The sequence below is a fragment of the uncultured Dysgonomonas sp. genome (genome assembly GCF_900079725.1).
GTDB lineage: Bacteria > Bacteroidota > Bacteroidia > Bacteroidales > Dysgonomonadaceae > Dysgonomonas.
Window position 1 is genome coordinate 4,545,762 of record NZ_LT599032.1, and the last position, 14,721, is coordinate 4,560,482.

The 14,721-nt window shown below is 40.4% G+C and carries 13 protein-coding genes; 5 read left to right on the forward strand and 8 right to left on the reverse strand.

The window, feature by feature from the left end:
* Positions 1-458: 458 nt before the first annotated feature.
* Positions 459-974 carry a hypothetical protein gene (locus QZL88_RS18715; RefSeq protein ID WP_296943869.1) on the reverse strand — a complete coding sequence of 172 codons (516 nt, stop codon included), beginning with the start codon at positions 972-974 and terminating at the stop codon, positions 459-461.
* 161 nt (positions 975-1,135) lie between these two features.
* Between QZL88_RS18715 and QZL88_RS18720 the strand changes: the two genes are divergently transcribed.
* Both QZL88_RS18720 and QZL88_RS18725 read left to right on the forward strand, forming a co-directional pair.
* Positions 1,136-2,008, forward strand: a complete 873-nt coding sequence (locus QZL88_RS18720) for a pyridoxamine kinase (RefSeq protein ID WP_296943871.1) — start codon at positions 1,136-1,138, stop codon at positions 2,006-2,008.
* Between the two features lie 12 nt (positions 2,009-2,020).
* Positions 2,021-2,764: a CPBP family intramembrane glutamic endopeptidase gene (locus QZL88_RS18725; protein ID WP_296943873.1), complete on the forward strand. Its 744-nt coding sequence runs from the start codon at positions 2,021-2,023 to the stop codon at positions 2,762-2,764.
* A 1-nt stretch (position 2,765) separates the two neighbouring features.
* On the opposite strand, the gene QZL88_RS18730 is transcribed toward QZL88_RS18725, so the two are convergent.
* Both QZL88_RS18730 and QZL88_RS18735 read right to left on the reverse strand, forming a co-directional pair.
* Positions 2,766-3,347, reverse strand: a complete 582-nt coding sequence (locus tag QZL88_RS18730; protein WP_296943875.1) for a DNA-3-methyladenine glycosylase I — start codon at positions 3,345-3,347, stop codon at positions 2,766-2,768.
* Between the two features lie 13 nt (positions 3,348-3,360).
* On the reverse strand, positions 3,361-3,891 hold the full coding sequence (locus QZL88_RS18735) for a GNAT family N-acetyltransferase (RefSeq protein ID WP_296943877.1): 531 nt from the start codon (positions 3,889-3,891) through the stop codon (positions 3,361-3,363).
* Between the two features lie 108 nt (positions 3,892-3,999).
* Between QZL88_RS18735 and QZL88_RS18740 the strand changes: the two genes are divergently transcribed.
* Entirely contained in the window at positions 4,000-4,515 is a 516-nt protein-coding gene (locus QZL88_RS18740) for a DUF2867 domain-containing protein (RefSeq protein ID WP_296943879.1), read from the forward strand.
* Between the two features lie 707 nt (positions 4,516-5,222).
* On the opposite strand, the gene QZL88_RS18745 is transcribed toward QZL88_RS18740, so the two are convergent.
* The 5 genes from QZL88_RS18745 to lpdA form a co-directional block, all read right to left on the reverse strand.
* Positions 5,223-5,729, reverse strand: coding sequence for a flavodoxin (locus QZL88_RS18745; RefSeq protein WP_296943882.1), 507 nt, complete (start codon positions 5,727-5,729; stop codon positions 5,223-5,225).
* A 122-nt stretch (positions 5,730-5,851) separates the two neighbouring features.
* Entirely contained in the window at positions 5,852-7,885 is a 2,034-nt protein-coding gene (locus tag QZL88_RS18750) for an alpha-ketoacid dehydrogenase subunit alpha/beta (protein WP_296943885.1), read from the reverse strand.
* 89 nt (positions 7,886-7,974) lie between these two features.
* Positions 7,975-9,330, reverse strand: a complete 1,356-nt coding sequence (locus QZL88_RS18755) for a dihydrolipoamide acetyltransferase family protein (RefSeq protein ID WP_296943888.1) — start codon at positions 9,328-9,330, stop codon at positions 7,975-7,977.
* Between the two features lie 26 nt (positions 9,331-9,356).
* Complete coding sequence (locus tag QZL88_RS18760; protein WP_296943891.1) at positions 9,357-10,118, reverse strand: lipoate--protein ligase family protein; 762 nt, start codon at positions 10,116-10,118, stop codon at positions 9,357-9,359.
* Between the two features lie 92 nt (positions 10,119-10,210).
* Positions 10,211-11,560 carry a dihydrolipoyl dehydrogenase gene (lpdA, locus tag QZL88_RS18765; RefSeq protein ID WP_296943894.1) on the reverse strand — a complete coding sequence of 450 codons (1,350 nt, stop codon included), beginning with the start codon at positions 11,558-11,560 and terminating at the stop codon, positions 10,211-10,213.
* A gap of 287 nt (positions 11,561-11,847) precedes the next feature.
* On the opposite strand from lpdA, the gene QZL88_RS18770 reads away from it, so the two are divergent.
* Together QZL88_RS18770 and menD are read left to right on the forward strand one after the other, a co-directional pair.
* Positions 11,848-12,939: an isochorismate synthase gene (locus QZL88_RS18770; RefSeq protein ID WP_296943897.1), complete on the forward strand. Its 1,092-nt coding sequence runs from the start codon at positions 11,848-11,850 to the stop codon at positions 12,937-12,939.
* Positions 12,940-13,012: 73 nt separating this feature from the next.
* Positions 13,013-14,689 carry a 2-succinyl-5-enolpyruvyl-6-hydroxy-3-cyclohexene-1-carboxylic-acid synthase gene (menD, locus tag QZL88_RS18775; RefSeq protein ID WP_296943900.1) on the forward strand — a complete coding sequence of 559 codons (1,677 nt, stop codon included), beginning with the start codon at positions 13,013-13,015 and terminating at the stop codon, positions 14,687-14,689.
* The last annotated feature ends 32 nt before the right edge of the window (positions 14,690-14,721 follow it).

Here is a 14,721-nt window from a genome sequence, read left to right on the forward strand (position 1 = left end):
CCGATTATCAAAACTTATTTTGATTTGTTTATCTAAAAACGATAAATTAACACTTTCAAATTTTTAATATTCCAAGATTCGAAATGAATAATGGTTTCATCTGTTAAATAAGAAACAACCGAATCTTAAAATACTCACAAATAGAACTACTTTTCCCATCGGGTTATACTACTTTTACCTATGTAAAATGAACGATGTTTATAACAGGTTGAAATAACGGTCTGAATATAGAGTCCATTTTATATAGAACAAATATACTGATTTATACGAGTATATCTTTTTGATGGAGTCTAAATGCCCAATATAAAAATAGTTTTATAAATTATTTAATAGCACTAGTTTAGATTTTTTTTAATAGTTAAGGAAGAACCGCAAGTTTTGTGTAGTTTGTGAAGTGTGAAGCCATGTGAGCTGTGAAGTTCGCATGGTTTTGTTTTGTATCAAACTTCGTAGATTAATCAGTCATTTTGCAATATAATCTTTTTTTGTTGGGCAAAAGTAATTACATCGGGGGGAATACTATATGCGGTAAGATCGATTAATATCGAATCTTTACCTTCCACAGAGATATCACAATTGTCGATAGTGGCATATTCTTTCATTACCATTTCCATATTCTTATTGTAGAATGCTGTAACCGAACTGAATAGACTGTCACTACCCATAGCAACCTTTACCTGAAAGGCAAAAGTATATTCATTCTCATCAAAATAATAGACAAACGTAGTATCGCTGCTTGTATTATTCCGCGTATAGGTTTCCGATACTTTCATCAGGCTTTTAGACTTATCTTGATACAACTGGTAATAGCAATTTATATCCTGATTCTGATTCAGTACAGCCACCGAGTGAGAAGCGCATGTGCCATTCGCTATATTACTGTCTATTGTTTGTTTTCTGTTTTTTAGCCTGGAGGCTATTTCAGGGTCGGAGAATGAACATGATGAAAAGGTGCTTGTTATAAAAACAGCCATTAAAAAAAGGATATTAGTAACTCTCATTCTTGTAAGTTTTCTTGTATGTGTTTGTAACAAAGGTATGATTCTTTTTACAAATAAAGAAGTAATTCCCCGACTCAATGAGTTATATTTGTACTTTCCTTATCATGTTACTAACAGAGTTAATCATATGATTTATGTATTTCAGTAAAACAAAAGAAATAGTCGCCATACATGACCTTTCGGGCATAGGGAGGGTATCACTCACTGTAGTCATCCCTATACTTACATCTATGGGATTTCATGTCAGTCCCTTGCCTACAGCAATTCTTTCCAGCCATACACAGTATCCTCATTTTTCATTTCTCGATCTGACAGACGAGATGCGTAAGATTATAGCCGAATGGAAGACGCTGAATGTAGGATTTGATACATTCTATTCCGGATATCTGGGGTCTCCCGAACAGGTGCAGATAGTCAAAGATTTTATTCAGGAGTTTCGCAAAGAGAATAACCTAGTTGTTGTCGATCCTGTGCTGGGAGACAATGGAAGGTTATATGCAGGTTTCGATCTCACTATTGTAGAGGAGATGAGGAGATTGATAACCGTGGCCGATATAGTAACACCTAATCTGACCGAACTCTTTTATCTGCTGGATATACCTTACGAAAAAGAATATACCGACGAGAAATTGAAGCAATACTTATTGGCTCTCTCCGATAAAGGCCCTTCCATAGTTATCATTACCAGTGTACCTGTGGCAGATGACCCGCATCAGACATCCGTATATGCTTATAACCGCAATGGCGGCCGTTTCTGGAAAGTGACTTGTCCATATTTGCCGGCGCATTATCCCGGTGTGGGTGATACATTCACCAGCGTTATCACCGGAGCGATGATGCAGGGCGATAGTCTGCCGATGGCTTTGGATAGGGCTACTCAGTTTTGTTATCAGGGTATACGGGCTACATTCGGCTATGAATACGATTCGCGCGAAGGTATCCTGCTCGAGAAGGTCTTGCATAACTTGCACATTCCGATTCAGGTAAGCACATATGAATTAATATAATACTTTTAAAAAATGGAATCATTACGTAAACTATGGCTACGCTTTTTCAGGTATAATTGGAAATTTGGTCTTTTCCTGATTTTACTATTTGGTATTCCCCGTTTTATATTAGTGCTTCAGGCGAATGTATCAGGAGGATATAGCACTGCCTTTATTATTTTTATGCTGATGTGGTTTACACCATTTATATTCCTTACAAAGCAGGGGCGAAAAGATATGGGGATGAAGCGTCCGAACCATTATCTGCGTTTGCTGTATTCATTTGTTTTAGGAGTACTTTCCTGTGCCATTGTATTTGGTGTATTTCTCCTTATATTCGAAAAAACGGATGGAAATGCATTCGTATATATTTCAAAGGCAGGAGCAATGCCTGCCGATATTCCGCCCTCCGACAAATTGATTTACTTCATTATAGCTGCCATCCCAAGTATGATATTCAGCCCTATCGGCGAGGAATTTCTTTACAGGGGAGTTATTCACGGGAGTTTTGTGAGTAAATTTGGAGAAATCAAGGCTTCTGTATTCGATAGTCTGGCTTTTGCCTTTACTCACCTCGCGCATTTCGGTATTATTTATATTGCCGGAAACTGGAGCTTTCTGCCAGTCCCGGCATTACTATGGATTGTAAGTATGTTTTTCGTCAGTCAGATCTTTTTTCGTTGTAAGCTGATGTGCGATTCTATTTTCGGGGCTGTCTTTTCACATGCTGGCTTCAATTTTGCCATGATGTATTTTACTTTCTATCACCTTCTATAATTTATTTCTTGCCTGTCCTGCATATACAGTTTGTCAAGTGGTCGTTGATGTAGCCTACGGCTTGCAGATGTGCATAACAAATTGTAGTGCCGAAAAACTTAAATCCCCGTTTTTTCATATCCTTACTGATGGCATCGGACAGTGGCGTTGACGCAGGTACTTCAGCTAATGTTTTCCAATGATTGATAATTGGTTTACCTTCAGGTAGGAATGATTTCATATAGTTACAGAAACTACCGAATTCTTTTTGTACATCAAGGAAAAGTTGGGCATTGGATATTGTAGCTTTTACTTTCAGCTTGTTACGGACAATACCCTCATCCTTTATCAGTCGTTCCACATCTTTGTCTGTAAACTTCGCAACCTTTTCTGCATCGAATCCGGCAAAGGCCTTTTTGTAACCCTCCCGTTTTCTGAGGATGGTTATCCAGCTTAGCCCGGCTTGAGCACTTTCGAGAACAAGGAATTCAAACATTGTTTTGTCATCAGTCACTTCTGTACCCCATTCGTCGTCGTGGTACTTTATATATAAAGGATCATTTCCAACCCACCCGCAGCGGATTACTTCAGCATTGTTACTCATAGAATTTACTGTTTTATTGTATATCTTTTAATTGCAATTTCATCATAATATCTGTCTGTTCGTCATCACCTAGTCTGAAAATATGTTTATCAAACTCGACAAAACCATTCTTCTTATAAAAACTTATCGCTCTCGGATTCTCTTCCCATACACCTAGCCATACGGAATCGACACCTGTCTCCTGTGCTCTTTGTATAGCTTTCCGATAGAGCAATTGTCCCACACTTTTTCCGTGAAATTCTTTCAATACATAAATTCGCTCTATTTCAAGTGATTTAATATCATTGAGTTCTGTCTGCGATTGCCCTGAATTAAGTTTCAGGTAACCAATTACCTCTCCTCCGGATATAGCAAAATAAAACTCTGAATCTTTATTGTTTAGCTCAATAGACAGGGTTTCAACTGAGAATTTCTCTGCCAGGTATTTAGACATGTTGTCTTCAGTATTCACTTCCGAAAATGTTTCATAGAAAGTTTGCCTGCTGATTTTTTGTAATTGATCAATTTCATCGAATGTCACTCTTTTTGTTTCTATTTCTTTCATACAATATTAAATACGCTATTATAGTTTAAAAATACAACATAAATTATGATTAAGAACTAATTTGAAAATTAAAATCTTTAACTTTATCGTGAAATAGTAAAGAACAAAATGATCGTAACACAAAAAAAGAATATTCCTCAAAAGGCATTAGTAAACAAATATCTTCCGGTCAACTACAAAGACATTTTCGAATGCATCATAGAGAATACTCCTATGATCACTGCCGACGATATTCAGGTTGCCTTCTGGACTATAAATCCTAAGTGGCTCGAAAATCTTTTCCGCATTCGCAACACGTTGGTTAAGCCATTCGGACTCAAAGGAGATGAAAACCGGAATACAGAAGAAATTGAACGTTGTATACGTCAGGGTGGTAATTATGGGCTTATGTCTGTTCCTGACAAATCAGAAAATGAAACGGTGCTCTGCCTCAGCGACAAGCATTTGTCAGCGCATTTGTCTGTCTGTATAGAATATGAGGGAAACAAACAGACTATAAGTGTTATTACATTGGTCGAGTTTCATAACTGGCTTGGATATGCTTATTTCTATGCTATTTGCCCTTTTCATCATATTGTGGTAAGGAAAATGCTGAAGCATGCTATTAGGACTTGCACAGACTAGGCCAAACTTGGAATTGACAACTATAATTGCCAACTGTTTTATACATTAATTAACTATATATTGTTAAAACTTGACATATCTGACATATATTCAGCTTTTAGCTGATAGCTTTGGCTGTCGTATAAGTGAGTTTTTCAGTGAACAGTTAACAATGTCTTTCTCGTAACAGTCCAGAGGACGCAATAATTCGCAACTATTTCAAAAAGGTAACAAAGGTTACACATATTTCAGCTTTTAGCTGATAGCTCTTTGAGAATTCTTATATCCTGTCATGCTAAGAAGAGCGAAGCATCTCGTCAGTTAACAGTCATCAGTTTATAATTTGTAACTGAAAAAAGTAACAAAAGTAACAACATTCTCAGTCATCAGTCAACACTTATCAGTTTAACAATTAAAACCCGTTCAACTTATTACTCAATACTTACTTCTTACTAAAAGGTAACAAAGGTAACACTTTTTCTACCTATTACTTTTACCCTCTTTGTAGCCTTCCCTTGGGGAGGTTGGAGGGGCCGATCAATATTTCAAAGATCTACAAATCAATAGTTAAAGGCTGTGGGCTCTAATTGTATAGATAAACTTTTTCAAAAAAAGTAAATTTGTAACTCGATTTATAATATCAATAGAATATCAACAACTATTTCAGATAAACAGAAACGGGACCTTTCAGTTGAAAGATCCCGGTCCTATATACCTCTGTGGGCAAATCAATCAAATTCCTTCTTTAATTGCTCCACCCATTCTTTAACTCTTTTGTCTGTCTTGCTATGCTGGTTTTCGAAATCGATAGCCAGTCCTGTAAACTTTCCATCTCGTATGGCACGTGAGTGTTCGAATGTATAGCCCTCTGTAGAAGTAAGCCCAACAAGAGTAGCTCCGATAGCCTCGAATGTTTCAGCAAGGATACCTATCCCGTCCACGAAGTTTTCGGGATACTTCACCTGATCGCCCAGTCCGAAGATAGCAATCTTTTTCCCTTTCATCTTCAATGTTTCCAGTTCAGGTTTTACTTCGTCCCAATAAGTAGGCAGTTCTCCATCGAACCAAGTGGAAACACCGATGATAATGTTGGTATAGCTTTCAAAATCTTTAGTCCATGCATCTTCTACGGGAATGAGATCAATCTTGTCCTCACCGAATGCAGCCTTTACTTTTTTTGCTATTGCCGCGGTTTTGGTTGTGCTTGTTCCGTAAAACAATCCTATTTTTTTCATATCTGTTAAGTTATAGTCCCCCTGACCTCCCTCGAGGGGGAGGGACTCTGAGAGTCAAAGGGTGTATCAATATTTTTATTTCTGGGTTTACAAAAGTCCCCCGTGGGGGATTTAGGGGGCTGCTAATATTCTAATAACTTCTTAGCTGCCTCATATATCCGATCTTCTCCCGGCAATACAGCCTTTTCCAATATAGGATTGAAACCTACCGGAGTAAATGTAGAGCCTACACGCTGCACAGGAGCATCCAGATAGCGGAACATTTCAGTTCCTATCATGGCTGCTATTTCTGCACCAAATCCGGAGAATACTTTATCTTCATGTACAACAAGTACTTTGCTGGTTTTCTTCACCGATTCGAAAATTGCGTCTTTGTCGAGAGGTACAAGCGAGCGGATATCGATTACTTCCACATCCCAACCGCCTTCTTTGGCTAGACGTTCCGCTGCATTGAGGCTGAATAGGGTTGTGTTGCCGTATGTGATAAGGCTCAAATCTTTACCCGGACGGCGGATACGTGCCTTTCCGAAAGGTACTTCAAAGTCGTCAGGGATGACGGTTGAGGCTTCTACTGAGTTGTATAATGCTTTCGGTTCAAGGAATACGGTAAATCCTTCGGAACGCATACTAGTACGTAGCAATCCCGCAGCATCATCTGCAAATGACGGGTAAACAATGCGTGCACCCGGAAGCGTTGTTAATGTTCCTTCCAGATTTTGCGAGTGATACATACCGCCACCGATAAATCCGCCCGAAGCCAACCTTAAGGTAATATTCGGTGAAAATTTACCATTGCTGCGCCAGTAGTCGTGCGTGCATTCCACATATTGTTCCATGGCTGGCCAGAAGTAATCGGCAAACTCGGCACCTTCGACTACGATACGGATTTTTTTGTCAAATCGGCTCATACCATTGGCTGTGGCCACGATGTAGTCTTCGGCAATAGGTGCATTAAAAACACGTTCTTCGCCAAATTCCTGCTGCATACCTTTCGATACGTTAAACACACCTCCTTTGTCCTTATTGGCTACGTCCTGTCCCCAAAGGAAAGTATCCGGATTGTGCCGGAATTCAGCTTTTAATGTTTCGTTCAATGCAGTAACGAGATTTTTCTTTTCTCCTTCTTCCTTATGCGTACCGTCAACATATTTCTGAGGGTGATATGGTTCAGGGTTTACAAAGTCAAATATCGAAGCAGGATCAGGATCGGGTGCAGCTAAAGCTTTTTTGTTAGCGGCACTCAATTCTTTCTTTGCATTGGCTTCTATTTCTTTCAACTCCTCTTCTGTGAGGCGTTTGTAGCGCAACAGCATACGGCGAAACTTCATCAGAGGATCGGCTTCTTTTACATATTTCAATTCGTTTTCGTCACGATAAAGCGTATGTTTATCCGAGTTGGAGTGCGAGCCTATACGTACGCAATTGGCGTGTACAATTACCGGAGTGCGATTTTCGATAGCGAATTCGCGGGCTTCGGTCATAGCGTTCATCGAATCGAATACATCTTTACCATTACAATGTATGATGCGCAGGTTTTTAATTCCACTGAAATTTTCAGAGGCCTTACGGTTAGCTGTCTGGTCTTTTTTAGGAACGGATATACCATAACCATTGTCCTGAACAACAAGGATAAATGGCAGGCGTTCTTTCGATGCTCCATTGATTGCTTCGTATACATAACCTTCCGATGTAGATGAATCTCCGTGCGAAGCTATTGCCACCCCTTTGTGCTTATAGTAAACCATAGCGCGGGCAGTACCTACAGCCTGAGAGTCGTGATTGGCAGTTGCCGACGATACATTCTGTATTCCCCATTCAGGCTTGGCAAAGTGATTCGACATATGGCGTCCGCCACTGGCAGGGTCGGTAGCTTTTGATATACCGTTCAGAATAAGCTCTTCGGCGGTTAGTCCTGCCGATAGTACGGTGAGCATATCTCTGTAGTAGGGAAACATAAAATCTTCGCCCCTTTTAAATACTTGTCCCATTGCCAGTTGTATGCCGTCATGCCCCGCATAAGGTGCATGATACGACCAACCCAGCGATTGCAGGAGATAAGCAGGAGCTTTCTCGTCGATAGCACGCCCCAATGTCATCAGGTGATACCATTTTTTGAGCGTTTCTTTGTCTGTGGTTTTTATATCGTATTTTTTCATTCTTATTTTTTGTTAGTTGACAAGTAGACGAGATACGAGATACAAGTTAGAGGCTCGTTTACTTGTACCTTGTCTACTTATATCTGAGTTTATTCATTCCAGTTTTCCAGATACTCTGCTATGCGGTGCAAGAAGTTACCTCCCAGCATACCGTCTATCACACGGTGATCATACGACAATGACAGATACATCTTGTGACGGATAGCTATTACATCTCCTTCAGGAGTTTCTACTATAGAAGGTTTCTTTTCGATAATACCTACACCCAGAATTGCAACTTCCGGCTGATTGATGATCGGAGTACCGAACAAGCTCTTGAATGATCCGAAATTGGTGATAGTAAATGTACCGCCTTGTATCTCGTCCGGCATCAGTTTGTTTGCGCGTGCCTTGTTAGCAAGTGAGTTTACAGATGCGGCTATTCCGCTAATACTTAGTTTGTCGGCATCTTTTACTACAGGTACAATCAGGTTACCATCGTTCAGCGATACGGCAACACCCACATTGATACGTTTCTTCTCTATAATATTATATCCATCTACCGATGAATTTACACGAGGGAAATCTTTCAAAGCCTTAGCTGTCGCCTCTACGATTGGAGACATATATGTAAGACTGATACCTTCGCGTTTCTTGAATGTATCTTTGTTCTCTTCACGCCATTTCACCAGTTTGGTTACATCTACTTCGATCACGTTGGTTACATGCGGAGAAATCTTCTTGGATGAAGTCATCCGGTCAGCAATGATCTTGCGTATAGGATCCATTGCAATGACTGTATCGCCATCGGCTACAGCCACAGGAACGGCAGGCTTCGGCGCATCGTTGGTTTGTGAATGTGAAGCCGTTGCAGCAGCAGGCTTTTCTGCAGCTACTGGTTTTGGTTTTGTTTCCGCAGTAGTAATTCCTTTTTTCTTATTGTCTATATATTTTTCTATATCGCGTTTACTCAAACGGCCTTCGTATCCGGAGCCGGGAATAGCATCGAGTTCTTCTTTATCGATTTTAGCATCGCGGGCTTTGCCTAGAACAACAGGCGAATACCATCTGTCGCCACTGTTTTTTGTAGCGGGTGCACTTACTGTCGGTTCGGCAGGTGTAGCAGCCGGAGCGGCTTTTTCTTCTGCTCTTGCCGGAGTCGTAGGTTCTTCTTTCTTTTCAGCAGCCGGGGCCGGAGCAGCTTCTTCGCTCTCGCCTTCTTCATCTTCGAGTTGTACGACAGCGACCACTGTGCCCACCGCAACAGTATCTCCTTCCTTAAACAGTATTTCAAGTACCTTACCAGCAACAGGCGACGGGATTTCCGCACTTACCTTTGCTGTATTCACTTCGAACAATACATCATCTTCGTTGATGGTGTCACCTACTTTTATCGACCACGAAATGATTGTCCCTTCTGTAATACTTTCGCCCAGTTTGGGCATTTTTATTTCAAATTTTGACATGGTTAATTATATATTTTGGTTTATTCTTATACATATAAATAATTATTGCTTACTGGCCTGTTGCCATGAAAGTTCCACTCTTCGGTAGTATATTTCAATGCCGATAGTGTTTCTACAGCGGAAATATCTTCTTTCGAAAATTTATACATCTTGTTTTCCTTGTCCTTATTGAGAAAATAATCGAGTATGTATTTCTTGAAAAACTTTATATCCAAAGGCTTATCCAGGTGTTGCAGAATATTGGTAACAGGGCTTTTTACCGATTTTACATAAATACGGTTGTCTGTCTTGTTTTCCAGTTGCTTAGGGTCGCTCTCCAATGTGGAGACAAGGCTGCTGAGGTCAGACGAAAAAAGCAGGGTAGCATGATACATTACCCTGTCTTTGTGTACACATTGCGCACTTCCCGATATCTTCAGTCCGTCAATATTTATCGCCCTGCGTTCGTCCGATTGGGCATGTATACCGATTTCGGAGAGTAGGGCGATAATCTGTTTTGTGAACTTGTCGAAGTTTACATTATTATTTTTCTCGATGAATGTGAGGTTGAGGTTGCCGAGGTCGTGAAACACTGTACCTCCGCCCGAAAAGCGCCTGACGACTTTTATCCGGTTACGTTTGACGAAGTCGAGATTTATCTCAGCCAGTACATTCTGATATTTGCCAACAATGACCGACGGTTCGTTTTGCCATAGCATAAAAATATCTTCACTGAAATTTTTCAGAAGATATTCTTCGCTTGCCAGATTGAAATAAGCGTCGGTATGAGTATTGTTGATACAAAGCATAATTATTAGTTTTATTTCAAGATTTCAAGATTCGGAATTTATTTTTCTTTTTAATTTTGAAATCTGATATTTTTTAATCTTGAAATTATAATTCATGAGAATAACGTTTCGTGTATAATTTCGCTCACGGTAGGGTGAGGGTATACATGTTTGCGGAATTCTTCCACAGTATCGCCGTTTTCAATTGCTATTCCAGCAATAACAATGAGTTCCGATGCCGGATTACCGAGCATATGACAACCGATGATGCGGTCGTCGTCAGCCACAATTATCTTACATAGACCGTTGCCCACCTCATTTTCGGCGACGAAACGGCCCGAGTAAGCCATCGGGAGTTTCAGTACGCGGAATGATTCGCCGTTTGCATTCAGTTCTTCTTCTGTTTTACCTACACCCGCTAGTTCAGGGTTAGTATAAACTACTCCCGGGATGGCTTTGTAGCTCATTTTATCATCCTCGCCTACAATATGGCTAATAGCAACCTCGCCTTCACGGATCGCAGTGTGAGCCAGTAATGAGAATCCGGTAACATCACCTGCGGCATATACACGAGGATTGCTGGTTTGCATGTATTCATTCACTTTAATGCCGTTTTTCAGCATTTCGATGTTCAGATTTTCGAGTCCGAAGTCTTTTACTATCGGCCTGCGGCCTACGCTTACGAGGATACGGTCGGCCTCGATGGTTTCTGTTTTACCGTCTTTTTCTACTACAACACCGTTCTTCGTAATCTCTACCACTTTTGTATTCAGGCGGAAAGTAACACCTTTCTTTGTATAGTCGGTGCGCAGCATGGCTGAGGTTTCTTTATCCATTGCACCGAGTATTTCGGGCATCATCTCTATTACATTTACTTTTACTCCCATACTGTTAAAGAATGAAGCAAATTCGATGCCGATAACACCGCCGCCGATAATGGCCAGGGATTTGGGTAATTCTTTCGATTCCAGAGCCTCTTTCGATGTCCAGTAGTCTACATCGGACAGTCCCTTGATGGGGGGAATAATCGTTTCGGAGCCGGTACACAATAGTATATATTTTACGGAGTATGTGTTATCACCGCTTTTAATGTAAAACAGACCATTGTCTTCATTCACAATATTGGCTGCACCCTGCACAACTGTAACCCCGTTGAAGTTCAGTTTAGCACTTACCCCAGCAGTCAGTTTTTTTACAACCTTATCTTTTCGGGATATAATTTTAGGCAGGTCGAAGGTTGGTTCACCTTCTACAGATATTCCATATTTTGATGCACCTTTTATACTGTCCAGAGTTTTAGCTGAATAGAGTAATGTCTTGGTCGGGATACACCCTTCGTTCAGACAAACACCCCCGATTGCATTTTTCTCGAAGAGTATTGTTCTCAAACCGTTCAAGGCAGCCTTTTCAGCAGCATTGTATCCTGCCGGGCCACCTCCGATAATTGCTATATCATGTTCCATAGTTGTTATTATTTAATATCTTATTTAGTGCTTGATTAACAATGCTGTTTAACATTTTGTTTTATAGAAATTGATTATATCCATTAGATAGATTCTATCTATAATGTAAACTCAATGTTACAAATTCATGCATGTGAAACGGTTGTAGCTTTGACTGAAAAAAAATGTAGGCTTGTAAATATGTTGTACAACATGTTTTGAAGTAAAAAAGTCAACTGAATATAGCAGTATGATGTCCTATTTAGTGTACTTTTGTAAATTAGATTTTAATCAACGTTATGTTTTAAATGGAATTTAATCAAGATTTCGATTATAGTATTTTTGATTCCCTGATTGAAAAAAATGTATCCTTTGCCGTATACAGGCAGGCAAGGCAACAAGATATACATCTGGTATTACAAACATCACAGGCTACTTTATGTCTGGCTTCTTTGTCCGATCTGAATGGGAAGACAGGCTTTGTTATCGCTCCTTTTCGTATATCGGAAGATACACCTCTTATTGTCATTCACCCTGATATCTGCCTGAAAGGAGATGTGGTAATATTCAGCTATTTATCGGATTGTCATTTCGAAGGAGGGGCGCCCCACATTGATATTCATAATCAAACATCTGTAAATTCGTTCACTCAATATAGCTCCGACTACACTGCTTTCTATTCAGCGTTGTCTGAAAATAAATTGCAAAAACTGGTGCTTTCCCGCACATTCGATGTGGAAAAAAAACGTAGTTTTTCAGCAGGCACGGCTTTCCATGAGGCATGTGCGAAATATCATTCCAACTTTGTATTTCTATGTAATACTCCACAAACCGGGGCGTGGATGGGTATTTCTCCCGAATTGCTGGTATCGGAGCAAGATGGAGTGTACAAAACAGTAGCACTGGCAGGTACAAAAAAAGTATCGTCCGAAGATTGGGATGATAAAAACCGGAAGGAGCAGCAGATTGTTGTTGATTATATGCAGCAGCAGCTTGATCAACTGTGTGGAGATGTAATACAAAGTGGTCCATTTACTGCACAGGCAGGAAATATAGAGCATTTGAAAACCAAATTCTCGTTTAAACTGAAAGATGGATACAAGATAGGGGATTTGCTCGCGTTGTTGCATCCCAGCCCCGCAGTATGCGGATTTCCGAAAGAATCGGCTTTCGATTTTATTCTTAAGAATGAATCGTATGATCGTCGCTATTATTCGGGGTTTGTAGGTCCATTGGATATTGAGGGAAGCAGCCGCCTGTATGTAAACCTGAGGTGTATGCAAATAGGGGATGATTTACTCCGGCTTTATGCGGGAGGAGGTATGCTTCTTTCTTCGGAACTGAAATCGGAATGGGAAGAAACAGAAAATAAATTGCAAACGATATTGTCGGTAATTTAAAAGTGAAAAATGAAAAACGAAGAATTAAAAGTATTTTTCACTTTTCGTTTTTTACTTACAAATTGTAACTAAAATGTTCTCAGTAAAGAAAAATGTATTACAAACGGTAGCGATGCTCAAGGCGTACGGGATACGGCATGTAGTAATGTCTCCCGGTTCACGCAACGCACCATTGATGCAGACATTTTCGCAGGAGTCGTCTTTCGATTGTCATGTGATAGTGGATGAGCGTAATGCGGCGTTCTATGCACTGGGTATTATCCAGTGTACGCGTAAGCCTATTGTTATCTGTTGTACATCGGGTACCGCCCTGCTCAATTATGCCCCGGCTGTAGCGGAGGCATATTATCAGCAATTACCTCTGATAGTGGTTTCGGCGGACCGTTCGCAGGAATGGATAGGACAAATGGACGGGCAGACATTGCCGCAGGCAGGAGTTTTCGGTTCGTTGGTAAAGAAATCTGTGAATCTGCCGGAAATAGAAACAGAACGGGATACATGGTTTTGCAACCGTCTTATAAATGAGGCCTTGATTGATTGTATGACTGATGCTCAGGGGCCTGTACATATCAATGTACCTATATCGGAACCCTTATTCGATTATTCGGTGGAGAAACTTCCCGAGGTAAGAAAAATAAATCTTGCCTCTATTGAAAAATCGGTTGATACAACACCTTTTTCGGATAAGTGGAACCATTTGCCCAAACGTATGATTATAGTTGGGCAGTTACCAAAATCGCCCGGATTAGTAAAGGTTTTGGAGAAATTAGTGGGACGGAATGATTGCATTGTATTGGTAGAGCATCCGTCCAATTGTGTTTCACCTTTGTTCATATCCAATTTCGATGCTTTATTATATGCTATCCCCGACGAAAAGAAGACTGATCTTGTACCCGATTTGGTTGTTACTATCGGTGGGCATATCGTTTCAAAGCGATTGAAGCAATTTCTAAGAGGGAATAAGCCTGTAAGTCACTGGCATATTACACCGTCGGGCGAAGTGGTAGACCTTTTCCAATCCCTCACAGATTTGGTTGAGACTGATAACGAGAAATTTCTCAAAGCTTTGTATAATGCCATTTCGACAGATGAACAAAGGCCATATTCCGGCTTATGGAAAGAGGCTTCGGAGAAGATAACGGAACCGTCTTCTGAGACACCGTTTTCCGATATCCAGGCTATGGGTGATTTTCTGAAACGCTTACCCGGAAATTCTGTTTTGCATTTGGCAAATAGCTCTACCGTGCGCAATGCACAGCTTTACTTATTGGATAAATCGGTAAATGTATTTTGTAATCGCGGGACGAACGGGATAGAAAGTTCATTGTCTTCGGCTATTGGTTTTGCATCCGTTTACGAGGGCATAACCTATTTGGTTATAGGCGATCTGAGTTTCTTTTACGGACTGAATTCATTGTGGAATATTTCACATATAAAAAATCTCCGGATACTGCTCGTCAATAATGGCGGTGGCGGTATTTTCCACCTGCTACCGGGATTGAATAAGGCTCCATCGCTGAAGCAATATGTTGCTGCAACGCATAATACCGGAGCTGGGGAATGGGTGCGTGCTTCGGGCATGAAATATCTTTCGGCAACCAGCGAAGAAGAACTGAGTAAGGCTTTCGAGACATTTATGAATGAGACGATCCGGGAATCTATGGTGCTTGAAGTAATTACGGATATGGAAGTAAGCAAAGCGACTTTCAAGGATTATTATCATAAACTAATTAGTAAATTAGCAAATTAGCAGATTTGAAAATGAAAAGATCATTTGCTAAT